The sequence below is a fragment of the Pseudomonas sp. Y5-11 genome (genome assembly GCF_022368695.1).
Classification (GTDB): domain Bacteria; phylum Pseudomonadota; class Gammaproteobacteria; order Pseudomonadales; family Pseudomonadaceae; genus Aquipseudomonas; species Aquipseudomonas parakoreensis.
This window is the reverse complement of the sequence record NZ_CP058974.1, coordinates 5,283,851-5,306,858: the sequence shown is the minus strand read 5'-3', so window position 1 is coordinate 5,306,858 and position 23,008 is coordinate 5,283,851. Positions and strand designations below refer to the sequence as shown.

At 61.3% G+C, this 23,008-nt stretch carries 23 protein-coding genes; 20 read left to right on the top strand and 3 right to left on the bottom strand.

Annotated elements, in window-relative coordinates; translation table 11 throughout:
* The first annotated feature begins 20 nt into the window (after nucleotides 1–20).
* The 3 genes from HXW87_RS23680 (at nucleotide 21) to HXW87_RS23670 (ending at nucleotide 2,486) form a co-directional block, all read left to right on the top strand.
* Nucleotides 21–644, top strand: coding sequence for a glutathione S-transferase (locus HXW87_RS23680; RefSeq protein WP_239777883.1), 624 nt, complete (start codon nucleotides 21–23; stop codon nucleotides 642–644).
* 133 nt (nucleotides 645–777) lie between these two features.
* Nucleotides 778–1,710 carry an ABC transporter ATP-binding protein gene (locus tag HXW87_RS23675; protein WP_041069096.1) on the top strand — a complete coding sequence of 311 codons (933 nt, stop codon included), beginning with the start codon at nucleotides 778–780 and terminating at the stop codon, nucleotides 1,708–1,710.
* The gene (locus HXW87_RS23670) at nucleotides 1,707–2,486 is read left to right on the top strand and encodes an ABC transporter permease (protein ID WP_041069097.1); all 780 of its coding nucleotides are present in this window, start codon (nucleotides 1,707–1,709) and stop codon (nucleotides 2,484–2,486) included. The genes HXW87_RS23675 and HXW87_RS23670 overlap by 4 nt, the downstream gene beginning before the upstream one ends.
* A gap of 80 nt (nucleotides 2,487–2,566) precedes the next feature.
* On the opposite strand, the gene HXW87_RS23665 is transcribed toward HXW87_RS23670, so the two are convergent.
* Complete coding sequence (locus tag HXW87_RS23665) at nucleotides 2,567–3,085, bottom strand: DUF2062 domain-containing protein (RefSeq protein WP_047295696.1); 519 nt, start codon at nucleotides 3,083–3,085, stop codon at nucleotides 2,567–2,569.
* 136 nt (nucleotides 3,086–3,221) lie between these two features.
* Between HXW87_RS23665 and HXW87_RS23660 the strand changes: the two genes are divergently transcribed.
* The 12 genes from HXW87_RS23660 to HXW87_RS23605 all read left to right on the top strand — a co-directional run bounded on the left by HXW87_RS23660 (nucleotide 3,222) and on the right by HXW87_RS23605 (nucleotide 14,812).
* A complete protein-coding gene (locus HXW87_RS23660) occupies nucleotides 3,222–5,435 on the top strand; it encodes a DNA internalization-related competence protein ComEC/Rec2 (RefSeq protein ID WP_239777882.1) in 2,214 nt (737 codons plus the stop codon).
* A gap of 111 nt (nucleotides 5,436–5,546) precedes the next feature.
* Nucleotides 5,547–6,182 carry a MotA/TolQ/ExbB proton channel family protein gene (locus HXW87_RS23655; protein ID WP_047295693.1) on the top strand — a complete coding sequence of 212 codons (636 nt, stop codon included), beginning with the start codon at nucleotides 5,547–5,549 and terminating at the stop codon, nucleotides 6,180–6,182.
* Nucleotides 6,179–6,607, top strand: coding sequence for a biopolymer transporter ExbD (locus HXW87_RS23650; protein ID WP_027612340.1), 429 nt, complete (start codon nucleotides 6,179–6,181; stop codon nucleotides 6,605–6,607). Before HXW87_RS23655 ends, HXW87_RS23650 begins: the two co-directional genes overlap by 4 nt.
* The gene (lpxK, locus tag HXW87_RS23645; RefSeq protein ID WP_222018641.1) at nucleotides 6,607–7,617 is read left to right on the top strand and encodes a tetraacyldisaccharide 4'-kinase; all 1,011 of its coding nucleotides are present in this window, start codon (nucleotides 6,607–6,609) and stop codon (nucleotides 7,615–7,617) included. Before HXW87_RS23650 ends, lpxK begins: the two co-directional genes overlap by 1 nt.
* Before the next feature lie 21 nt (nucleotides 7,618–7,638).
* Nucleotides 7,639–7,824 (top strand): Trm112 family protein, encoded by a 186-nt coding sequence (locus tag HXW87_RS23640; protein WP_003174668.1) that lies wholly within the window; start codon nucleotides 7,639–7,641, stop codon nucleotides 7,822–7,824.
* Nucleotides 7,821–8,585: a 3-deoxy-manno-octulosonate cytidylyltransferase gene (kdsB, locus tag HXW87_RS23635; RefSeq protein ID WP_239777881.1), complete on the top strand. Its 765-nt coding sequence runs from the start codon at nucleotides 7,821–7,823 to the stop codon at nucleotides 8,583–8,585. The genes HXW87_RS23640 and kdsB overlap by 4 nt, the downstream gene beginning before the upstream one ends.
* Entirely contained in the window at nucleotides 8,585–9,049 is a 465-nt protein-coding gene (locus HXW87_RS23630) for a low molecular weight protein-tyrosine-phosphatase (RefSeq protein ID WP_041069125.1), read from the top strand. Before kdsB ends, HXW87_RS23630 begins: the two co-directional genes overlap by 1 nt.
* Complete coding sequence (gene murB / locus HXW87_RS23625; RefSeq protein ID WP_239777880.1) at nucleotides 9,046–10,065, top strand: UDP-N-acetylmuramate dehydrogenase; 1,020 nt, start codon at nucleotides 9,046–9,048, stop codon at nucleotides 10,063–10,065. The genes HXW87_RS23630 and murB overlap by 4 nt, the downstream gene beginning before the upstream one ends.
* Before the next feature lie 391 nt (nucleotides 10,066–10,456).
* The gene (locus HXW87_RS23620; RefSeq protein WP_096794874.1) at nucleotides 10,457–10,927 is read left to right on the top strand and encodes a (2Fe-2S)-binding protein; all 471 of its coding nucleotides are present in this window, start codon (nucleotides 10,457–10,459) and stop codon (nucleotides 10,925–10,927) included.
* Nucleotides 10,924–13,245 (top strand): xanthine dehydrogenase family protein molybdopterin-binding subunit, encoded by a 2,322-nt coding sequence (locus tag HXW87_RS23615; RefSeq protein ID WP_239777879.1) that lies wholly within the window; start codon nucleotides 10,924–10,926, stop codon nucleotides 13,243–13,245. Before HXW87_RS23620 ends, HXW87_RS23615 begins: the two co-directional genes overlap by 4 nt.
* Complete coding sequence (locus HXW87_RS23610) at nucleotides 13,245–14,225, top strand: XdhC family protein (protein WP_239777878.1); 981 nt, start codon at nucleotides 13,245–13,247, stop codon at nucleotides 14,223–14,225. The genes HXW87_RS23615 and HXW87_RS23610 overlap by 1 nt, the downstream gene beginning before the upstream one ends.
* Complete coding sequence (locus HXW87_RS23605; protein WP_239777877.1) at nucleotides 14,222–14,812, top strand: nucleotidyltransferase family protein; 591 nt, start codon at nucleotides 14,222–14,224, stop codon at nucleotides 14,810–14,812. Before HXW87_RS23610 ends, HXW87_RS23605 begins: the two co-directional genes overlap by 4 nt.
* Nucleotides 14,813–14,962: 150 nt before the next feature.
* Here the strand turns inward: HXW87_RS23605 and rne are convergent, their stop codons facing one another.
* Nucleotides 14,963–18,187 carry a ribonuclease E gene (gene rne / locus HXW87_RS23600; RefSeq protein WP_239777876.1) on the bottom strand — a complete coding sequence of 1,075 codons (3,225 nt, stop codon included), beginning with the start codon at nucleotides 18,185–18,187 and terminating at the stop codon, nucleotides 14,963–14,965.
* Between the two features lie 699 nt (nucleotides 18,188–18,886).
* Here rne and rluC point away from each other — a divergent pair.
* From rluC to sppA, 3 genes are read left to right on the top strand one after another with little or no spacing between them, the layout of a single operon-like run.
* Nucleotides 18,887–19,849, top strand: a complete 963-nt coding sequence (gene rluC, locus HXW87_RS23595; protein WP_239777875.1) for a 23S rRNA pseudouridine(955/2504/2580) synthase RluC — start codon at nucleotides 18,887–18,889, stop codon at nucleotides 19,847–19,849.
* Nucleotides 19,836–20,498: an HAD-IA family hydrolase gene (locus tag HXW87_RS23590; RefSeq protein ID WP_239777874.1), complete on the top strand. Its 663-nt coding sequence runs from the start codon at nucleotides 19,836–19,838 to the stop codon at nucleotides 20,496–20,498. Before rluC ends, HXW87_RS23590 begins: the two co-directional genes overlap by 14 nt.
* A 24-nt stretch (nucleotides 20,499–20,522) precedes the next feature.
* Nucleotides 20,523–21,512 (top strand): signal peptide peptidase SppA, encoded by a 990-nt coding sequence (gene sppA / locus HXW87_RS23585; RefSeq protein WP_027612352.1) that lies wholly within the window; start codon nucleotides 20,523–20,525, stop codon nucleotides 21,510–21,512.
* 86 nt (nucleotides 21,513–21,598) lie between these two features.
* On the opposite strand, the gene HXW87_RS23580 is transcribed toward sppA, so the two are convergent.
* Entirely contained in the window at nucleotides 21,599–22,177 is a 579-nt protein-coding gene (locus HXW87_RS23580; protein WP_182402004.1) for a nucleoside triphosphate pyrophosphatase, read from the bottom strand.
* 105 nt (nucleotides 22,178–22,282) lie between these two features.
* On the opposite strand from HXW87_RS23580, the gene HXW87_RS23575 reads away from it, so the two are divergent.
* The gene (locus HXW87_RS23575) at nucleotides 22,283–22,810 is read left to right on the top strand and encodes a YceD family protein (RefSeq protein ID WP_003204262.1); all 528 of its coding nucleotides are present in this window, start codon (nucleotides 22,283–22,285) and stop codon (nucleotides 22,808–22,810) included.
* Between the two features lie 13 nt (nucleotides 22,811–22,823).
* On the top strand, nucleotides 22,824–23,006 hold the full coding sequence (gene rpmF / locus HXW87_RS23570) for a 50S ribosomal protein L32 (protein ID WP_003179396.1): 183 nt from the start codon (nucleotides 22,824–22,826) through the stop codon (nucleotides 23,004–23,006).
* Nucleotides 23,007–23,008: the final 2 nt, after the last annotated feature.

Genomic DNA, 23,008 nt, shown 5'->3' with positions numbered 1-23,008 from the left:
GCATTGAAAAAGAGGCGGTCATGCTGAAGATCTGGGGACGGAAAAACTCATCGAATGTCAGGAAGCCACTGTGGGCCGCCGAAGAGCTTGGCCTGGCCTATGAGGCGATTGACGCGGGTGGCGCTTTCGGGGTGGTCGACACACCTGAGTATCGTGCGATGAACCCGAACGGCCGGGTCCCGGTGATCGAGGATGACGGCTTCGTGCTGTGGGAATCGAATGCGATCGTGCGTTACCTGCTGGCCAAACATGCGCCGAACAGCCAATGGTTTCCGGCAGACCTGCAAGCCCGGGCCATCGCCGACAAATGGATGGACTGGACCACCTCGAGTTTTGCCGGGCCGTTCCGCACGGTGTTCTGGGGTGTGGTGCGTACGCCAGCGGACCAGCAGGACTGGCCAGCGATCAACGCCGCAATCAAGGAGTGCGCGGCCCTGCTGGCCATGGCCGATCAGGCCCTCGCCGGCCAGCCATACCTGTCCGGCCGAGAAATCGGCATGGGCGATATTCCCCTCGGCAGTTTCATTTATGCCTGGTTCGAGATGCCCATCGAACGCGCCGCGCAGCCGCATCTGGAGGCCTGGTACGCACGGTTGAAGCAGCGTCCGGCCTATCAGAAAGCGGTTATGACCGCGTTGACTTGATAATAACTATCGACACTCTTGACTGTACTTGTGTGGCGGCGGCAAGCACCATTGCGTTCACGCGCCGTGGTTGTTTTGTTCGCCGCCCGGCCCAATCTTTCCTTTTCTTCCCTTCTTGGTGCGTAAATCCGATATGAGTTCCGCTCTGTCCATCCGGCAGCTAACCAAAACCTACGGCAACGGGTTCCAGGCCTTGAGTGGTATCGATCTGGACGTCGCCGAAGGTGACTTTTTCGCCTTGCTCGGCCCTAATGGCGCGGGCAAATCCACGACCATCGGCATTCTCTCGACCCTGGTCAACAAGACCAGCGGCACGGTGAATATCTTCGGTCATGACCTGGACAAGAACCCCGCCGCGCTCAAGCGCTCGATCGGCGTGGTGCCCCAGGAATTCAACTTCAACCAGTTCGAAAAGACTTTCGACATCGTCGTGACCCAGGCCGGTTACTACGGCATTCCGGCGAAAGTCGCCAAGGAGCGCGCCGAGCAGTACCTGACGCAACTGGGGCTGTGGGACAAGCGCGATGTGCCGTCGCGCTCGCTGTCCGGCGGCATGAAGCGGCGTCTGATGATTGCCCGCGCCTTGGTGCATGAGCCGCGCCTGCTGATCCTCGATGAGCCGACCGCAGGCGTCGACATTGAACTGCGTCGTTCGATGTGGACATTCCTCACCGAGCTGAACCAGAAAGGCATCACCATCATCCTCACCACGCACTATCTGGAGGAGGCTGAGCAGTTGTGCCGCAACATCGGCATCATCGACCACGGCACCATCGTCGAGAACACCAGCATGAAACAGCTGCTGGGCCAATTGCACGTCGAGACCTTCCTGCTGGATCTGAAAAACGACTTGCACGCTGCGCCACAATTGATCGGCTATCCCGCGCGGTTGCTCGACGGCCATACCCTGGAGGTCCAGGTCGACAAATCCATGGGTATCACCGCGCTGTTCACTCAGTTGGCGCAACAGAACATCGAAGTGCTGAGCCTGCGTAACAAAACCAATCGCCTCGAGGAGCTGTTCGTGTCCCTGGTGGAGAAAAATCTGTCGAAGGTGGCGGTATGAGTTCCGAATTGCGCCCCAACCTCGTCGCCCTCAATACCATTGTTTACCGTGAAGTCCGGCGTTTTACCCGGATCTGGCCGCAGACCCTGCTGCCGCCGGCGATCACCATGGTTCTGTATTTCGTGATCTTCGGTAACCTGATCGGCAAGCAGATCGGCGGCATGGGTGGCTTCAGTTACATGGAGTACATCGTGCCGGGGCTGATCATGATGTCGGTGATTACCAACTCCTACGGCAACGTGGTCTCGAGCTTCTTCGGCAGCAAGTTCCAGCGTTCCATCGAGGAACTGATGGTCTCGCCGGTGTCGCCGCACACCATTCTGATCGGCTACACCATCGGCGGCGTGCTGCGTGGTCTGATGGTCGGGGTGATCGTGACCATCCTGTCGCTGTTCTTCACCCATCTGCAGGTGCATCACCTCGGCGTGACCTTGTTGGTGGTGATTCTGACCGCGACGATCTTCTCGCTGCTGGGCTTCATCAACGCGGTGTTTGCGCGCAACTTCGATGATATTTCGATCATCCCGACGTTTGTGCTGACGCCGCTGACCTACCTCGGTGGCGTGTTCTACTCGATCACCTTGCTGCCGCCGTTCTGGCAGACCGTGTCGCTGGCCAACCCGGTGCTGCACATGGTCAACGCTTTCCGCTACGGCATTCTCGGGGTGTCGGATATCCGCATCGGTATCGCGATCACCTTCATGCTGGTGGCGACTGTGGTGTTGTACCTCGGTTGTGCGCGGTTGCTGGTGAGTGGGCGCGGAATGCGGACCTGATCCAATGTGGGAGCGAGCTTGCTCGCGAATGCAGACAACACAAAAATAAACGGCCTCCCACTGCGGAGGCCGTTTTGCATTCAATGCACGCGGTTCTTTTTGCGCCGCGCCCATTGCCGCGCCACCCACCAGCGCCAGTACAGCATCACCGTGAAGTAGGCGAGGATGCCCAGAAGCAGTCCGCATACCACCGACCCCAGCAAAAACGGCTGCCACATGGTCGAGAGCTCTCCGCTGATCCATTCCCAGGTCAAGGAGTCGGGCAGGGTGCGGGCGGGCACATTCATCAACCAGGCTCCGGCCTGATAAGTACAGAAAAAAACCGCTGGCATGGTGATCGGGTTGGTCAGCCACACGAGGCTGACGGCAATCGGCATGTTGCCGCGCACGGTGATCGCCAGTGCGGCCGCCACCAGCATCTGCGCCGGAATCGGCAGGAACGCGGCGAACAGGCCGACGGCCATCGCCCGGGCCACCGAGTGACGATTGAGGTGCCAGAGGTTCGGGTCATGCAGCAACTTGCCGAGAAAGCGTAAGGATTTGTGTTCCCTGATGCTCGTCGGGTCGGGCATGTAACGTTTGAATAAGCGCCGGGGCATAAGGCTTCTCGGTCGGTTAAGGCGGCAAGTATGTCTGGATTCTACGAAGCGCCCATTCAGACTTTGTGACAATTGTTGACGACGCCCCGCCTTCGCAGCAGCTATGCCTAACGCAGGAACCCTCAAGGACAGGCTTATGCGCACAGGGATGATGGCGCTGGCAGTCGGTCTGCTGGTGCCGGTTTTTTTGCCGGTTTTACCGCCGGTCGGGTTGATGATGTTGTTGCCGCTGGTGGGGCTGATGTTGCTGCCGTTTCGCAGCTATCCGCTGGCGTTTCTGCTGTTCGGTTTCACCTGGGCGTGCGTCAGTGCACTGTGGGCGTTGAATGATCGCCTGCCGGCAGCGCTTGACGGCGAAACCCGTTGGGTCGAAGGGCGGGTGGTCGGTTTGCCGCAAACCAGCGAGGGCGTGGTGCGGTTCGAGTTGGCCGATGCCCGCTCGCGACACGAAAAATTGCCGTCGTTGATGCGTCTGGCGTGGTACGCCGGGCCGCCGCTCAACAGCGGCGAGCGCTGGCGCCTAGCGGTAAAGCTCAAACGCCCCGGTGGTTTGCTCAATCCAGACGCCTTCGATTACGAAGCCTGGCTGTTGGCGCAACGCATCGGCGCGACCGGCACGATCAAGGACGGTCAGCGACTGACCGAGGCGGGTTGGGCGTGGCGCGACAGCATTCGGCAGCGCTTGCTCGAAGTGGACACGCAGGGCCGGGGCGGTGCATTGGCGGCGCTGGTGCTCGGCGATGGCTCCGGGCTCAGTCGCGAGGATTGGCAGATCCTGCAGGACACCGGCACCGTGCATCTGCTGGTGATTTCCGGTCAACACATCGGGATGTTGGCGGCGGTCATGTATCTGCTGGTCGCCGGGCTGGCGCGCTACGGCTGGTGGCCGCTGCGTTGGCCCTGGCTGCCATGGGCCTGTGGGCTGGCGTTTGCCGCAGCGCTCGGCTACGGCTTGCTCGCCGGGTTTGATGTGCCGGTGCAACGCGCCTGCGTGATGGTCGGGCTGGTGTTGTTGTGGCGCCTGCGCTTTCGCCATCTCGGCGCGTGGTGGCCGCTGTTGCTGGCCTTCAATGTGCTGCTGTTATTCGATCCGTTGGCCAGTTTGCGTCCCGGTTTTTGGCTGTCGTTCGCCGCCGTGGGGATTTTGATTTTCACCTTCGGCGGGCGCCTCGGCGCGTGGAATTGGTGGCAGACCTGGACTCGCGCGCAATGGCTGATTGCGCTGGGCCTGTGCCCGCTGTTGCTGGCGCTGAACCTGCCGATCAGCCTCAGCGGCCCCCTGGCGAATCTGCTGGCGGTGCCGTGGGTCAGTCTGCTGGTGCTGCCACCAGCGCTGCTGGGCACGCTATTGTTGCCGGTGCCTTACGTCGGTGCAGGCTTGTTGTGGCTGGCCGGTGGTTTGATCGACTGGCTGTTTCGCGGCTTGTCGGTGATCGCCGGGATCTGGCCGGCATGGATCTCACCGTCGCTGCCGTGGTGGACCTTGTTGATTGGCAGTCTCGGGGCCGTATTGTTGCTGTTGCCGCGCGGTGTGCCCTTGCGACCATTGGGCTGGCCGTTGCTGTTGATTTTGCTGGCGCCGCCTCGCGAGCGGGTGGCCGAGGGACTGGCTGATATCTGGCAACTTGATGTCGGTCAGGGCCTGGCGATCCTGATCCGCACGCGTCATCACACATTGCTCTACGACACCGGTCCACGTTTCGGCGATTTCGATCTGGGGCAGCGAGTGGTGCTGCCGGCGCTGCACAAACTGGGGGTTGAGCGCATCGACCTGATGCTGCTCAGTCATGCCGATGCCGACCATGCCGGTGGTGCGCTGGCGGTATCACGCGGCTTGAAAGTGACACGGGTGATCAGCGGCGATCCTCCGGGGCTGCCCGCCATCCTGCGGGCCGAAGCCTGTGAAAGCGGACGTCAATGGCAGTGGGACGGGGTCCGGTTTCAGCTGTGGCAGTGGTCGGCGGCCCATGACAGCAATCAGCGCTCCTGCGTGTTGCAGATCGAGGCCAATGGCGAGCGTCTGTTGCTGACCGGCGATATCGACACGGCTGCCGAACGGGCTCTGCTGGAGAGTCCGTTGGCGCTACCGACGCACTGGCTGCAAGCGCCGCATCATGGCAGTCGCAGTTCGTCTTCAATGGCGCTGCTTCGGGCACTGAGGCCGCATTCGGTGCTGATCTCCCGGGGGCAGGGCAATTCGTTCGGGCATCCGCACCCGCTGGTGCTGGCGCGCTATCGTCAGCAAGGGTTGCGCATCTACGACAGCGCGCAGCACGGCGCCATCCATCTGCGCCTGGGCGGCTTTCAGGCGCCGTGGCTGATGCGTCAACAGCGGCGTTTCTGGCGTTGAAACACCATTGATCGCGGGATCGCCGAATGCGGCATCAGGTCGTCGGGGCGGCGGGTCTTAATCGCGAACCGGTATGGTAAAGTGGCGCACTTTTTCGAGGGGACTGTCACTGTGTGGGAATTGGTCAAATCCGGCGGCTGGATGATGTTGCCGATCATTCTGAGTTCCATCGCGGCCATGGCGATTGTCGCCGAGCGCCTGTGGACCCTGCGCGCCAGCCGCGTCACCCCCGAGCATCTGCTGGGCCAGGTCTGGGTCTGGATCAAGGACAAGCAGCTCAATAAAGAAAAGCTCAAGGAATTGCGCGCCAACTCGCCGCTGGGTGAAATCCTCGCCGCGGGCCTGGCCAACTCCAAGCATGGTCGCGAGATCATGAAGGAATGCATCGAAGAAGCCGCCGCGCGGGTGATTCACGAGCTCGAACGCTACGTCAACGCGCTGGGCACCATTGCTGCCATGGCACCGTTGCTCGGCCTGCTGGGCACGGTACTGGGCATGATCGATATTTTCAGCGCTTTCACCGGTTCCGGCATGGCCACCAACGCTTCTGTGTTGGCCGGTGGTATTTCCAAGGCACTGATCACCACCGCAGCGGGCCTGATGGTCGGTATTCCATCGGTGTTCTTCCACCGTTTCCTGCAGCGCCGCATCGATGAACTGGTGGTGGGCATGGAGCAGGAAGCGATCAAACTGGTCGAAGTGGTGCAGGGCGACCGTGACGTCGATCTGGCCGGGGACAAAGCGTGAAGTTCCGTCGCAAACCCCGGGAAACGATCGACATCAACCTCGCGTCGCTGATCGACGTGGTGTTCATCCTGTTGCTGTTTTTCGTCGTGACCACCACCTTCACCCGTGAGACCCAATTACGCGTTGATCTGCCGGAATCGGTCAGCGGCTCGCCCGCCGAGGATCAGCAGCTCAAGCAACTGGACGTCGCGATCAGCGCCGAAGGTGTGTTCTCGGTGAACAACAAGATTCTGCCGAAGAACGACCTGGCGACGTTGATGGAAGCCATGCAGAAAGAAGCCAACGGTGACACCAACATGCCGTTGTCGATCAGTGCCGACGGCAAGACCCAGCACCAATCGGTGATCACCGCCATGGACGCGGCCGGCAAGCTCGGTTTCAGCCATCTGCGCATGACCACGGTCGAGGCGGCGCCCAAATCCTGATGAGCCTGTCCGATCGTTTGCTCGCCGCGTGGTATCAGGGGCACCCGGCCCTGACGCTGCTGCGGCCGCTGGAAATGCTCTACCGCCGCGTGGTGGTCAACAAGCGCCAACGCTTTCTCGACGGTGAAGGCCCGATCTATCAGCCACCGGTTCCGTTGATCGTGGTCGGCAACATCACCGTCGGCGGCACCGGCAAGACGCCGATGATCCTGTGGTTGATCGAGCATTGCCGCCGTGCCGGCCTGCGCGTCGGCGTGGTCAGTCGTGGTTACGGCGCCAAACCGCCGCAACTGCCGTGGCGGGTCACCGCCGAGCAGGGCGCCGATATCGCCGGCGACGAGCCGCTGTTGATCGTGCAGCGCACCGGCGTACCGCTGATGATCGACCCTGATCGCAGCGCAGCGGTCAAAGCCTTGCTCGCCAGTGAACCGCTGGATCTGATCCTTTCCGACGATGGCATGCAGCATTACCGTCTGGCGCGGGATCTGGAGCTGGTACTGATCGACGCCGCCCGAGGTTTGGGCAACAAACGCTGCCTGCCGGCAGGCCCGTTGCGCGAGCCGATCGAGCGCCTGCAAAGCGTCGATGGCGTACTGTTCAACGGTGCCACGGCGGATCGTGAAGAGGGTTTCGCCTTTCACCTGCAGCCGACGTCGCTGGTCAATCTGCGCAGCGGCGAGCGCCAGCCGCTGGCGCATTTTGCGCCCGGTCAATCAGTGCACGCGGTGGCCGGGATCGGCAATCCGCAACGTTTCTTCAATACCCTCGAAGCGCTAGACTGGCGGGCAATCCCCCATGCGTTTGCCGACCACGCCGAGTACAGCGTGCAGGCCTTGAATTTCACACCGTCATTGCCGTTGGTGATGACCGAGAAGGATGCGGTGAAGTGCCGTGCCTTCGCGGCTGACGACTGGTGGTATCTGGCGGTCGATGCCGTGCCGTCACCGGCCTTCGTGGCCTGGTTCGACACCCAGTTGATGCGCCTGTTGCCCAATCGTCTTTTGCCTTAACTCTTTATCCAGGGAATGTTCATGGACACCAAATTGCTCGATATCCTCGCGTGCCCGATCTGCAAAGGCCCGCTCAAGCTCAGCGCCGACAAGACCGAACTGATCAGCAAGGGCGCCGGTCTGGCCTATCCGATCCGCGACGGCATCCCGGTGATGCTCGAAAGCGAAGCGCGCACCCTGACCACTGACGAGCGTCTGGATAAATGACCACCGCCTTCACCGTTGTCATCCCGTCGCGCTACGCCTCGACCCGCCTGCCGGGCAAACCGCTGCTGGATATCGCCGGCAAGCCGATGATCCAGCACGTCTGGGAACAGGCGAGCAAAAGCAGCGCCAGCCGCGTGGTGGTTGCGACTGACGATGCGCGCATCGTCGAGGCCTGCGAGGCATTCGGCGCGGAAGTGGTGCTGACCCGTGAAGATCACAATTCCGGCACCGATCGTCTGGCTGAAGTCGCCGCCAAACTGGGCCTTGCGCCGGACGCGATCGTGGTCAACGTGCAAGGCGATGAACCGTTGATCCCGCCAAGCGTGATCGACCAGGTCGCCGCCAACCTCGCGGCCCACACCGAAGCGCGCATGGCCACCCTGGCCGAGCCGATCGAAGACGTCGAAACCCTGTTCAACCCCAACGTAGTCAAGGTCGTCAGCGACATTAACGGTCTGGCGCTGACCTTCAGTCGCGCCACCTTGCCGTGGGCCCGCGATGCTTTCGCCAAGAGCCGCGACGTGTTGCCCGAAGGCGTGCCGTATCGTCGCCACATCGGCATTTATGCCTACCGCGCCGGCTTCCTTCAGGACTTTGTGAGCTGGGGCCCGTGCTGGCTGGAAAACACCGAATCGCTGGAACAGCTGCGTGCTCTGTGGCATGGCGTACGGATTCATGTGGCCGATGCGTTGATCGCGCCGCCAACCGGGGTCGACACCGTTGAAGACCTCGAGCGCGTTCGTCGCCTGCTGGAGGCCTGATGCGCGTTCTGTTCGTGTGCCTGGGCAACATCTGCCGGTCGCCCACCGCTGAAGGCGTGTTGCGCCACAAACTGCGCGCAGCGGGGCTGGCGGATCAGGTCGAAGTGGCCTCCGCCGGCACCGGTGACTGGCACGTCGGCAATCCGCCGGACAAACGCAGCCAGGCCGCAGCCAAAGTGCGAGGTTATGACCTGTCAGCGCAACGCGCGCAGCAGGTCAGCCGTGCCGATTTCGCCAGTTACGACCTGATTCTGGCCATGGACCACAGCAACCTGCGCAACCTCAAGGCCCTCCAGCCGTCCACTGGCAAGGCTGAACTCGATCTGTTTTTGCGGCGTTACGCCGGTGTGGTCGATGAAGTGCCGGATCCGTACTACGACGGCGATCAGGGCTTCGAGCAGGTACTGGACCTGATCGAAGCGGCGTGTGACCAACTGTTGATCGAAGTGAAGGGCCGGTTATGAGTTTGCAGCTTCAATCACAGGTTTCGCTGAAACCGTTCAACAGTTTTGGCGTCGATGTTCGCGCGCAGTTGTTTGCCGAGGCCCACAGCGACGCCGATGTTCGCGAAGCCCTGGCCTATGCGTCTGCCCATGACGTGCCGTTGCTGGTGATCGGCGGCGGCAGCAACCTGCTGCTGACCGCAGACATTCCGGCGCTGGTGCTGCGCATGGCGACCCGAGGCATTCGGCTGATTAGCGACGACGGCAACCGCGTAGTGATCGAAGCCGAAGCCGGCGAGCCGTGGCATCCGTTCGTGCAGCACACCCTGGCGCACGGTTTTTCCGGTCTGGAAAACCTCAGCCTGATCCCCGGCACCGTGGGTGCTGCGCCGATGCAGAACATCGGCGCCTACGGGGTCGAGATCAAGGATGTGTTCGCCGGGTTGACCGCGCTGGACCGCCAGACCGGCGAACTGCGCGACTTCAGCCTGGAAGAATGCAACTTCGCCTACCGCGACAGCCTGTTCAAGCAGCAGCCGGGGCGTTGGCTGATCCTGCGGGTGCGCTTCAAGCTTGATCGTGTCGCGCATCTGCATTTGGAATACGGCCCGGTGCGCCAGCGCCTGACCGAGCAGGGCATTGAGCAACCAACGCCGAGCGACGTCAGCCGCGCAATCTGCAGTATCCGCAGCGAAAAACTGCCGGATCCGGCGGTGCTCGGCAATGCCGGCAGTTTTTTCAAGAATCCACTGGTATCGGCTGCACTGGTCGAGCAGATCAAGGCGCAACACCCGGATCTGGTGGCCTATGCACAGCCGGACGGGCAGGTGAAACTGGCGGCCGGTTGGCTGATTGAGCGCGCCGGGTGGAAAGGTTTTCGCGAGGCTGATGCCGGCGTGCATAAATTGCAGGCGCTGGTGCTGGTCAACTACGGCACCGCCACCGGCCTGCAATTGCTGGAGCTGGCGCAAAGCATCCAGAAAGATATTGCCGAACGTTTCAATGTCGAACTGGAAATGGAGCCGAACCGTTATTGAGGCTACGCTTCAAGTCGGTATCCAAAGCCCTGCACTGAGCAAAAGTGCAGGGCTTTTTTGTTAACGGTGGGTTAACTTAGCCAGCTAACGATAACCGTCATTTGCTCCACCCAAGGCCCGGTGCAGACGTTCGCGTCGGCACAAGAGAGCCATGGTTAATACAGATCAGTAAACAGTGATCTCTGTGGCGAGCGAGCTTGCTCCCGCTGGACTGCGTAGCAGACCCTGCCTGAAAACCGGGCCGCTACGCGCCCCAGCGGGAGCAAGCTCCCTCGCCACAGGTTCAGTGTTCGGCTTCACTGATGTGTATTGGCCCATTAGCCTGAGTCGATCTGCGTGAACCACCGCCAGTTCTGCTCGACCCCATAACCACTAATATGCGGGCGTGCCCATGATTACCCTGAAACTAAACGGTCAAGACCATTCCCTCGATGTCACGGAAGACATGCCGCTGTTGTGGGCTATTCGTGATGTCGCCGGTTACAACGGCACCAAATTCGGCTGCGGCATGGGCCTGTGTGGCGCCTGCACCATTCACATCGACGGCTTACCGGCGCGCAGTTGTATCACGCCGATCGGCTCGGTGGTCGGGCAAAACGTCACCACCATCGACAATCTGCACGCCGATCCGGTTGGACAAGTCGTTCAGCAAGCCTGGCTCGACAGCGCTGTGGCGCAATGTGGTTTCTGTCAGGGCGGGCAGATCATGTCTGCCACGGCGTTGCTTAAAACCAATCCGGATCCGAGCGACGAGCAGATCGAAGAAGCGATGGTCGGCAACATTTGCCGGTGCGGCACGTATAACCGGATCAAGACCGCGATCCGTCAGGCCTCGACTCACTTGAAGGAGGCCAAGGCATGAGCCGCTTGCCGAATGATTTCGCCCTGAGCAATCTCAGCCGCCGCGGTTTTCTCAAAGGCGTCGGCGCCACGGGCGCATTGGTGCTGGCCGCGAGCTGGGGCTGGCAGGAGGCATTGGCTGAAGAAGCGCCGAAGAAGTTTGGCGCTGATGGCATGCCCAACGGCTGGATTGACGATCCCAAGGTTTACGTGAGCATTGCCGCAGACGGCACGGTCACCGTGGTCTGCAACCGCTCGGAAATGGGCCAGGGCGTGCGCACCAGCCTGACCATGGTGGTTGCCGACGAACTGGACGCCGATTGGGCCAAGGTCAAAGTGCAGCAGGCGCCGGGCGATGAAGTGCGGTTCGGCAATCAGGACACTGACGGTTCACGCAGCATGCGGCACTGGTATGAACCGATGCGCCGTTGCGGCGCGGCGGCCCGGACCATGCTGGAACAGGCAGCTGCCGCGCAGTGGCAGGTACCCGTACGCGAGTGCCATGCGCAGTTGCACAAAGTGCTGCACACACCGTCCGGCCGCGAGCTGGGTTACGGCGAACTTGCCGCCGCAGCCAGTGCGCTGGCGGTGCCAGCCCGTGACAGCTTGCGCCTCAAGCAGCCGTCGGAGTTTCGCTACATCGGCAAGGAAGGCACCAAAGCCATTGACGGTGCCGACATCGTCAACGGACGCGCGGTGTATGGCGCCGACGTGCATTTCGACGGCATGCTCTACGCGACCATCGCCCGTCCGGCGGTGTATGGCGGCAAGGTCAAGTCGCTGGATGACAGCGCCGCGCTGAAGGTTCCGGGTGTGCTGAAGGTCATGCAGATCGAGAGCCGTCCACTGCCTTCGGAATTCCAGCCGCTGGGCGGCGTTGCGGTGATTGCCAGCAATACCTGGGCGGCGATCAAGGGCCGCGAGGCGCTGAAGATCGAATGGGACGACGGGCCCAACGCCAGTTATGACTCGATCGCTTACCGCAAAGCGCTGGAAGCGGCGTCGCGCAAACCCGGCAAAGTGGTGCGCAATACCGGTGATATCGACAAGGCGTTGAGCGGCGCTGCCAGTAGCCTCGAAGCCTCCTATTATTTGCCGCATCTGGCCCAGGCACCGATGGAGCCGATGGTCGCCATCGCTCGCTACGACAAAGGTGTGTGTGAAGCGTGGGCGCCGAGCCAGGCGCCGCAGGTGACTCGCGAGCGCATCGCCGAGCGTCTGGGGCTGCCGTTCGACAATGTCACCTTCAACGTCACGCTGCTCGGTGGTGGTTTCGGCCGTAAATCCAAGCCGGATTTCGTCGTCGAAGCGGCGATCCTTGCCAAGGAGTTCCCCGGTAAAGCCGTGCGAGTGCAATGGACCCGCGAAGATGACATCCATAACTCGTATTTCCACACAGTGTCCGCCGAGTATTTGAAGGCGGCTGTCGGCAAGGACGGCATGCCGTCCGGCTGGTTGCACCGTACCGTCGCACCAAGCATTACCGCGCTGTTTGCTCCGGGCATGAACCATGAAGCGGCGTTCGAGCTGGGCATGGGCTTTACCAACATGGCCTACGCGATTCCCAACGTGCGTCTGGAAAACCCCGAAGCCACGGTGCATACCCGCGTCGGCTGGTATCGCTCGGTGTCGAACATTCCTCACGGGTTTGCGATTCAGAGTTTTGTCGATGAACTGGCGCACAAGGCCGGTGTTGATCCGCTGAAGTATCAGATCAAGTTGCTCGGCCCGGATCGGCAGATTGACCCGCGCACCCTGAGCGAGGAGTGGAACTACGGCGAATCCCCCGAGCGCTACCCGATCGACACCGGACGCATGCGCACGGTACTGGAAACTGCGGCCAAGGCTGCCGGTTGGGGGCGTCAGTTGCCCAAGGGCCGTGGTCTGGGTCTGGCGGTGCATTACAGCTTCGTCACCTATGTGGCAGCGGTGATCGAAGTCGAGGTCAAGGACGACGGTACGCTGATCGTGCACAAGGCTGACATCGCCGTCGATTGCGGGCCGCAGATCAACCCGGAACGCATCCGCTCGCAGTTCGAAGGCGCTTGTGTGATGGGCCTGGGCAACGCGGTGCTGGGTGAAATCAGCTTCAAGGACGGCAAGGTCCAGCAGGACAACTTCCACATGTACGAAGTGGCGCGCATGTCGCTGGCGCCGAAAGAAGTTGCGGTGCATCTGGTGACGCCGCCGGGTGACGTGCCGTTGGGCGGAGTCGGTGAGCCGGGCGTGCCGCCAATTGCGCCGGCACTGTGCAATGCGATCTTCGCTGCCACCGGCCAGCGCATCCGCAACTTGCCGGTGCGTTATCAACTGCAGGGCTGGCAGAAGGCGCAAGCGTGATGGACGGCGCCGATCTCAACGTTCTGCGCAGCGTGCTCGAATGGCGCCGCGCCGGGCAGCGAGTGGTGCTGTTCAGCGTGGTGCAAACCTGGGGCACCGCGCCCCGGGCGCCGGGTGCGATGCTCGCGTTGCGCGAGGACGGCGTGGTGATTGGCTCGGTGTCGGGCGGTTGTGTCGAGGATGACTTGATCGCCCGTCTGCACGACGGGCGCATCGCCAGTGACGGGCCACCGGTGCAACTGATTACCTATGGCGTCACCCGCGAGGAGGCTGCGCGCTTTGGCTTGCCCTGTGGCGGCACGTTGCGTCTGACCGAAGAGCGGGTCGCTGATCCGGCGTGGGTCGCCGAATTGCTCGCGCGGTGTGAAGCGCATGAAATTGTCGCCCGTGAGCTGAACATCGAAACCGGTGAAGTGGTGCTATCAGCGGCGAGCAAATCCGATGTGCTGGCATTCGACGGCAAGACCCTGCGCGCCATTTATGGCCCGCGCTGGCGTCTGCTGTTGATTGGCGCCGGGCAGCTGTCGCGCTACGTGGCGGACATGGCCCGGCTGCTGGATTTCGAAGTGCTGATTTGCGATCCGCGTACCGAGTTCGTCTACGGTTGGGAAGAGCATCACGGGCGCTTTGTTCCGGGCATGCCGGATGACGCTGTACTAAGCATTCAGACGGACGAACGCACAGCCATCGTCGCGCTGACCCACGACCCACGTCTGGATGATATGGCGTTGCTTACGGCGCTCGATTCGCCGGCCTTCTATGTCGGCGCACTCGGTTCGCGGGTCAACAGCCAGAAGCGCCGGGACAATCTGGCTCAGTTAGGCTTGTCAGAATCAGCCATTGCGCGATTGCATGGGCCGATCGGTCTGCACATCGGCAGCCATTCACCGGCGGAGATTGCCCTGTCGTTGTTGGCGGAGATTGTGGCGATCAAGAACGGCGTCGAGTTGAAACAGAAAAACGTTAGGGACAAGCCATGAGTCAATCCATTGCAGTGATCGTATTGGCAGCGGGCGAGGGCAGTCGCTTTCGTGAAGTTGCCGGTGCCGACAAGGACAAGCTGCTGGCCGATTGCACCGGACGCGACGGTGCGGTGCGTTCGGTGATCGAGCAGGTGCTGCTGAGTCTGCCGGCCAATCTCGACAAGCGGGTGTTGGTGACCACTGAAGCACGGCCGCAGGCGATGCGCATGGCGCAGGCTTATGGCTGCGATGTGGTCTCGATTGAATCGACCGGAATGGGTGACAGCATTGCGGCAGGCGTTGCGGCTTGCCCGGACGCCGATGGCTGGCTGATCGTGCTGGGGGATATGCCGTTTATCTTGCCATCGAGTATTGAGCGGGTGGTGGCGGCGATGGCTGACGACGCTGTGAGCGTACCGGTGCAGGACGGCGAGTTTGGCCATCCGGTGGGTTTCGGGCGTTCATACGGAGCGGGGTTGCAGGCGCTGACCGGTGATCGCGGTGCCAGGCCGTTGTTCAAGCAGGGGCGGGTGGTGGAAGTGGCGGTGGATGATCCCGGGGTGGTGTGGGATATCGATGTGCCAGAAGCGTTGGTTTTTAGATAACAGCAAGATCAAAAGATCGCAGCCTTCGGCAGCTCCTACACAGGTCTCCTGTAGGAGCTGCCGAAGGCTGCGATCTTTTGATCTTCTAAATGGAATAAAAAAAGCCCCGCCAGGTTTTCACCCGGCGGGGCTTTTTATCGGCTTTCGGAATCAGACGAGCGGTTTAGGCTCGTGTTCTTTTTCCTCGGCCTCTTGGTGATGCTCGACCGCGTCCTGAACGGAGCGTGGTGCTTCGGCGATGACCGATTCAACCACGGCTTCTTCAGTCACGGCAGCAACCTCGACCACTTCAGCAGCCGGAGCAGCAGCGGCAGCCAGTTCGGCTTCCTTCTGCAGGCGCTCGGCTTCACGCTTGCGGCGACGCACTTCACGTGGGTCGTTTGGCGCACGGCCGTTTGGCGTAAGGGCGCTGACCGGTGCGGCTTCAACCACTGGAGCAGGCTCTTCGGCCACCACAGGTGCTTCAACGACTGGCACTGGAGCAGGTTCAGCGGCTTCGACCACTGGCGCGGCAGCCTTGGCTTCTTCAACCACTGGGGCTTCAACGACTGGCGCTGGCGTTTCAGCGACGGCAGGCTCGGCAACCCAGTTGAACGCGGTCTGTTCTTCGCGAACTTCACGCACGGTTTCGGTCACGGTTTCAGCGACGGTTTCAGCAACCGGCTCTGCGGCCACGACTGGCGCTTCAACCGCCGGAGCAGGTTCGGCAGCGACGTCAGCTTGAGGCTGAGCTTCGCGAACCGGCGCGACTTCGACTTCCGGAGCAGCAATCACTTCCACCGGGGTAGTGGCCTCAACAACCGGCGCTTCCACTGGAGCGGTTTCCTGAACAGCGGCGGTAGCGCGTTCAGCTTGCTCGTGAGCCTGTGCTTCGGCCGGAGCGCTGATCACGCTGCTGGCAACAGCGGCGGTCACGGCCAGGCCGGCAGCCAGATCGGCAGCGCTTGGAGCAGCGGCGTTTTCGCCGGACTCGGATTCTTCCGAACCTTCGATCACGTTGCCGTTGGCATCACGCTGACGCTCGCGACGGTTGCTGCGACGACGCTGACCACGGGAGCGACGACGTGGACGATCGCCTTCGGCGTTGTCCTGACCGTCTTCCGGCAGTTGCTCTTCGTTGGTGTTCACTTCTTCTTCAGCGACGGCAGCAGCGGCCTGCTCGGCGCGCGGTTGACGCTCTTCACGCGGCGGACGCGGTGCGCGTTCTTCGCGTGGCTGACGGGCCGGACGCTCTTCTGCAACCACGGCGGCAGTGGCAGCCGCTACGGGTGCAGCCGGAGCGGCGTCCAGAGGCTCGCGCAGTTCACGCACGCGCTCTTCACGCTCGCCACGTGGCTTGCGGTCTTCGCGTGGAGCACGTGGCGCACGTTCTTCACGCGGAGCGCGTGGAGCACGTTCTTCGCGAGCGGCTGGCGCCTCGGTACGGGCTTCACGTGGCTCGCGGACTTCACGGGCTTCACGTGGCTGACGCTCTTCACGCGGCTCGCGTGGGGCGCGTTCTTCACGCGGTGCACGTTCTTCGCGCGGCTTGCGCTCTTCATCGCGGCGACCGTTACGGTTGCGGCTCTGCTGACGACCGTTGCGACGCTCTTCGTTGCGGGCCGGACGCTCGGTGGCCGGTTTTTCAACGACGACCGGTGCGGCTGGCTCTTCTTTGGTAGCGAACAGGCTGACCAGCGATTTCACCAGACCTTTGAACAGGCTTGGCTCTGGCGCGGCAACCGGAGCCGGCGCAGCGGCGGGCGCGGCGACTTCGGTCGGCACTGGCGCGTTGGCGCGGGCCGGAGCAGTCTTGACCGCGGCTTCCTGGCGAACCAGGGTGCGGGTCGCAGCGGCTGGCTGGACTTCTTCGACTTCGGCAGCGGCGGCAGCGATTTCGTAGCTGGACTGGTTGGTCGCGGCTTCCGGGCTGTCGTCACGCAGACGCTGAACTTCGAAGTGCGGGGTTTCGAGGTGGTCGTTCGGCAGAATGACGATACGGGCACGGGTGCGCAGTTCGATCTTGGTGATCGAGTTGCGTTTTTCGTTGAGCAGGAACGCGGCAACCGGGATCGGCACCTGAGCGCGCACTTCGGCAGTGCGGTCTTTCAGGGCTTCTTCTTCGATCAGGCGCAGGATTGCCAGCGACAGCGATTCGACGTCACGGATGATGCCGGTGCCGTTGCAGCGCGGGCAGACGATGCCGCTGCTTTCGCCCAGGGATGGACGCAGGCGCTGACGGGACATTTCCAGCAGGCCGAAGCGCGAAATGCGACCGATCTGCACGCGAGCGCGGTCGGCTTCCAGGCATTCGCGGACTTTCTCTTCCACGGCGCGCTGGTTCTTGGCCGGGGTCATGTCGATGAAGTCGATGACGATCAGGCCGCCGATGTCGCGCAGGCGCAACTGACGGGCGATTTCTTCGGCGGCTTCAAGGTTGGTCTGCAGTGCGGTTTCTTCGATGTCGCTGCCTTTGGTGGCGCGCGCCGAGTTGATGTCGATGGACACCAGGGCTTCGGTCGGATCGATAACGATGGAACCGCCGGAAGGCAGTTCGACGACGCGCTGGAAAGCGGTCTCGATCTGGCTTTCGATCTGGAAACGGTTGAACAGCGGCACGCTGTCTTCGTACAGCTTGATCTTGCTGGCGTACTGCGGCATCACCTGGCGGATGAAGGTCAGGGCTTCGTCCTGGGCTTCAACGCTGTCGATCAGCACTTCGCCGATGTCCTGGCGCAGGTAATCGCGGATGGCGCGGATGATCACGTTGCTTTCCTGGTAGATCAGGAATGGCGCGGAGCGATCCAGCGAGGCTTCTTTGATGGCGGTCCACAGTTGCAGCAGGTAATCGAGATCCCACTGCATTTCTTCGCTGCTGCGGCCCAGGCCGGCAGTGCGCACGATCAGGCCCATGTCGGCCGGTGCAACCAGACCGTTCAGCGCTTCACGCAGTTCGTTGCGTTCTTCGCCTTCGATGCGACGGGAGATACCGCCGGCACGCGGGTTGTTCGGCATCAGCACGAGGTAACGACCGGCCAGGCTGATGAAGGTGGTCAGGGCAGCGCCCTTGTTGCCACGTTCTTCTTTTTCGACCTGAACGATGACTTCCTGGCCTTCGCTCAGGACGTCCTTGATGTTGACGCGGCCTTCGGGGGCTTTCTTGAAGTATTCGCGGGAGATTTCTTTGAGGGGCAGGAAGCCGTGGCGCTCGGAGCCGAAATCGACAAAGGCAGCCTCAAGGCTTGGTTCGATGCGAGTGATACGGCCTTTGTAGATGTTGGCCTTCTTCTGCTCGCGTGCACCGGATTCGATGTCCAGGTCGTAGAGGCGTTGGCCATCTACCAGTGCAACACGCAACTCTTCGGGTTGAGTTGCGTTAATCAGCATTCTTTTCATGTAGTACCGTCGGTTTCCGGGCTGCCGGAAACGGCGTTCGGCACACACGACTTCTCACGGTCGGTGTCAGGTGCGTCGGGAGTGGTTGGCCATTCCCGTGTCCAGCGATGTCAGGCCAATTGGGCCGATATCGCGACGTACGCGTCCTGCTTGCTGTGGCTACTTAAGCACTCAGTCAGGAGGAGGAATCAACCAGCGGCTGTGGACGAGATGAAGCGTCTTGATAAAGCCTATTGCTACACAGTCCGGCGGTTGTGCATCTCCACCCTACACGTATCCCTGATAATTCGGGTGCTGCCGCGCGCAGAATCCGCAGCGGGTTGGCATTTACCGTGAGCTCCGAAAGGGGAGGTCACGCATCATGGCTAATTCAGGCGATGTTTCCGAAGCCTTCGCTCGGGGTCATCTGCAGCTGACTGCACTTTGTGAACTGGCCTCGAATATGTGCCTGTCAGGCGAGTGAAAACTCTGCTCGACGGTGTAATTCAGGCCTCATGTCACCTGCGCTTGTTACAACTGCAAACTCCACCGTTACGTAGCGAAAGCCCCGTAGGACGGCCTCGCGTCCTGGTGAATTGCGTTGGTCAGGGCCGGTTTTTGACCGTGGTTCCGCTGTCCAGGCCGCTTTTGGCGGCGTTCGCGACTATAGCAGCAATGATTAAGTGCTTCAATTCCATAAAAATTGTTATCATCCGCGGCATGACAACTACTGCCCCTTCGACTCTAGGCGTTCAACTGCTTGAAGTCTCGCCGGAGTATGCCGGCCAACGAATCGACAATTTCCTCCTTGCCCGGCTCAAAGGCGTGCCCAAGACCTTGATTTACCGCATTTTGCGTAAAGGCGAAGTGCGTGTGAACAAGGGGCGGATCAAGCCCGAATACAAGCTGCAGGCCGGCGATATCGTGCGAGTGCCGCCGGTTCGCGTGCCTGAGCGCGACGAGCCGGTGCCATTGGCTCAAGGTCTGTTGCAGCGTCTGGAAGCCTCGATTGTCTACGAAGACAAAGCCCTGATCGTGATCAACAAGCCCGCCGGCATTGCGGTTCACGGCGGCAGCGGCTTGAATTACGGGGTGATCGAAGCCTTTCGTCAGTTGCGTCCCGATGCCAAGGAGCTGGAGCTGGTTCACCGTCTCGACCGTGACACTTCCGGCCTGCTGATGATCGCCAAGAAGCGCAGCATGTTGCGTCACTTGCACGCGGCATTGCGCGGTGACGGTGTCGACAAGCGTTACATGGCTCTGGTTCGCGGCAACTGGGCGACCTCGATCAAGCAAGTCCGTGCGGCGCTGGGCAAGAGCAACCTGCGCTCCGGCGAACGGATGGTCGAGGTCGACGAGGAGGAGGGCAAGGAGTCGGTGACCGTGTTCAAGGTCCTGCGCCGCTTTGGCGACTTTGCCACCCTGGTCGAAGCCAAGCCGATCACCGGGCGCACCCACCAGATCCGCGTCCACACCTTGCACGCCGGGCATTGCATTGCCGGCGACACCAAGTACGGCGATGACGGTTTCAGCAAGGAAATCCGTGATCTGGGCGGCAAGCGCCTGTTCCTGCACGCCTACATGTTGACCGTGCCGCTGCCCGATGGCGGTGAACTCAAGCTGCAAGCCCCAGTCGATGAAATGTGGGCCAAGACCGTGGAGCGATTGAGTGCGCCCATCTGATTACAAGCTGCTGATTTTTGATTGGGACGGCACCCTCGCCGATTCCATTGGTCGGATTGTCGAGGCGATGCATTCGGCGTCCACGCGCTCCGGTTTCGAGTTGCGCGATGATTTTGCCGTCAAGGGCATCATCGGTCTGGGCTTGCCCGAGGCGATCCGCACCTTGTACCCGGACATCAGCGATGCCGAAATGACCCTGTTTCGCGAGTATTACGCCGACCACTACATCGCGGCAGAAGCCGTGCCTTCGCCGCTGTTCGAGGGTGTGGTCGAGTCGATGGCGTCGTTTCGCGAGCAGGGCTATCACCTGGCGGTCGCGACCGGCAAGAATCGTCGTGGACTGGACCGGGTGCTCAAGGCCAATGGCTGGGAAGATTATTTCGATATCACCCGCGCCGCCGACGAGACCGCGAGCAAGCCGCATCCGTTGATGCTTGAGCAAATTCTCGCGCATTGCGACGTGCGGCCCGAGCAGGCGCTGATGGTCGGGGATTCGTCCTTCGATCTGCTGATGGCGCGCAACGCGGGCATGGCGTCGGTGGCGGTCAGCTACGGCGCGCAGTCGATCGAGTCGCTGCAGCAGTTCGAGCCGCGCCTGTCGATCGACCGTTTTAGTGAATTGCACGCCTGGCTGGGGCAGCAGGCTTAATACGTTTTTGCTGGGGTACAGCGCATGACCGACGAATGGAAAGCACCGGCCAAGGCAAGTGCCGACGACGGTGACGAGAAAAGCTGGAAGCTGCTGGAAAAGACTTTGCTGGCCAGTGTGCAGGAGCAGCGTCGCTCGCGGCGTTGGGGGATTTTCTTCAAGCTGCTGACATTTGTTTACCTGTTTGTTGCGCTGATCCTGTTCACGCCGCTGATGGACATGGAGAAGAGCGCCACCCGTGGCCCGAACTACACTGCGCTGATCGACGTCACCGGCATGATTGCCGACAAGGAGCCTGCCAGTGCCGACAACATCGTCGGCAGTCTGCGTGCAGCCTTTGAGGACAAGAAGGTCAAAGGCGTGATCCTGCGGATCAACAGCCCTGGCGGCAGTCCGGTGCAATCGGGTTATGTGTATGACGAGATCAAGCGTCTGCGCGGCCTGCATCCGGATACCAAGGTGTATGCGGTGATTTCCGATCTCGGTGCGTCCGGTGCCTATTACATCGCCAGTGCGGCGGATCAGATCTATGCCGACAAAGCCAGTCTGGTCGGCTCCATCGGTGTAACGGCGGCCGGTTACGGTTTTGTCGGCACCATGGACAAGCTGGGCGTTGAGCGTCGCACTTATACGTCGGGCGAGCACAAGTCGTTTCTGGATCCGTTCCAGCCGCAGAAGCCTGATGAGACTGCTTTCTGGCAGACCGTGCTCGACACCACGCACAAGCAGTTCATCAATAGCGTCAAACAGGGGCGTGGCGATCGCCTGAAGGATAAAGAGCATCCGGAGCTGTTCTCCGGGCTGGTCTGGTCTGGCGAGCAGGCGCTGCCGCTGGGCCTGATCGATGGTTTGGGGAATGCCAGTTCGGTGGCGCGGGACGTGATTGGCGAGAAAGAGCTGGTGGACTTCACGGTTCAGGAATCGCCGTTCGACCGCTTCTCGAAAAAGCTCGGTGCCAGTGTGGCTGAGCAGTTGGCGATGTGGATGGGGTTCCACGGGCCTTCGTTACGCTGATTCGTTGTAACGATCAAAAGATCGCAGCCTGCGGCAGCCCCTACAGAGATCAATGTAGGAGCTGTCGCGGGCTGCGATCTTTTGCTTTAAGGGACTTGCACGCCTTCGGCCAGCAACATGTCGATCAGGCGAATCAGTGGCAGGCCGATCAGGCTGGTGGCGTCAGGCCCCTCGGTGGACTGAAACAGGCTCACCCCCAACCCTTCGGCTTTGAAGCTGCCGGCGCAGTCGTAGGGCTGCTCAAGGCGCAGGTAGCGCTCGATGCGTCCTTCGTCGAGCTGGCGCATGTGTACGGTAAATGGCACGCAGTCGACCTGGCAGTGACCGGTCTGGCTGTTGAGCAGGGCCAGGCCGGTGAGGAAGGTTACGCTGGCGCCGCTGGCCGCCAGCAGTTGCTCGCGAGCCTTGTCGAAGGTGTGCGGCTTGCCGATGATCCGTTCGTCGAGCACTGCAACCTGGTCTGAGCCGATAATCAGATGAGCGGGGTGGCTGGCGGCCAGTGCCCGGGCTTTCTGTTCGGCGAGGCGCTTGACCAGTTCGATGGCGGATTCGCCCGGCTGGTGGCTTTCGTCGATATCCGGCGAGCTGCAGACGAACGGCAGGTGCAGACGGGCGAGCAATTCACGGCGATAAGTCGAGCTCGAAGCAAGTAATAAAGGCAGCATGGGCGTCTCCTGAGGCAGGTGCGAATTCTAGCGGAGGCACGCAAGTGACGGACAGGGCACAATTTCCTTTGACATGGGTGGGTGCATCCCTATAATGCTGCGCCTATGTTGAATGACCCGATTCCACCTCACGTTGACCCGCGCAAATTGGCTGACCGTGGCACCACCCTTCAAGGTGAACTGCTGCTGGCCGATTTGAAGAGACTCTGCGACCCGCTTTCCGACGATGTCGGTACGGTGCAGGCCAAATTCGTTTTTGAGCGAGATGAACGTAAATCTGTGGTGATCCACAGCTTTATCGACACCGAAGTCAAAATGGTTTGCCAGCGTTGTCTTGAGCTGGTCACCCTGCCGATCCACAGCGAATGCAGTTACGCTGTTGTGAAGGAGGGTGCGAATACCCAGTCGTTACCGAAAGGTTATGACGTGCTGGAACTGGGCGAAGATCCATTGGATCTGCAGTCACTGATCGAGGAGGAGCTTCTGCTCGCCTTGCCCATTGTGCCTGCTCATCATCCGGAAGAATGCCAGCAGCCGGCGGGAGCAGATGAGCCCGAACCGAGCGAGGACGAGGTAACGCGGTCCAACCCGTTCAGTGTATTGGCGCAGTTAAAGCGTGACCCAAACGTTTAGGAGTTAATCAATTATGGCTGTTCAGCAGAACAAAAAATCCCGCTCTGCCCGTGACATGCGCCGTTCGCACGACGCTCTCGAGGCTAGCACCCTGTCTGTAGAAAAAACCACTGGTGAAGTTCACCTGCGTCACCACGTATCGCCAGAAGGCGTATACCGTGGCCGTAAAGTGATCGACAAGGGCGCTGACGAGTAATC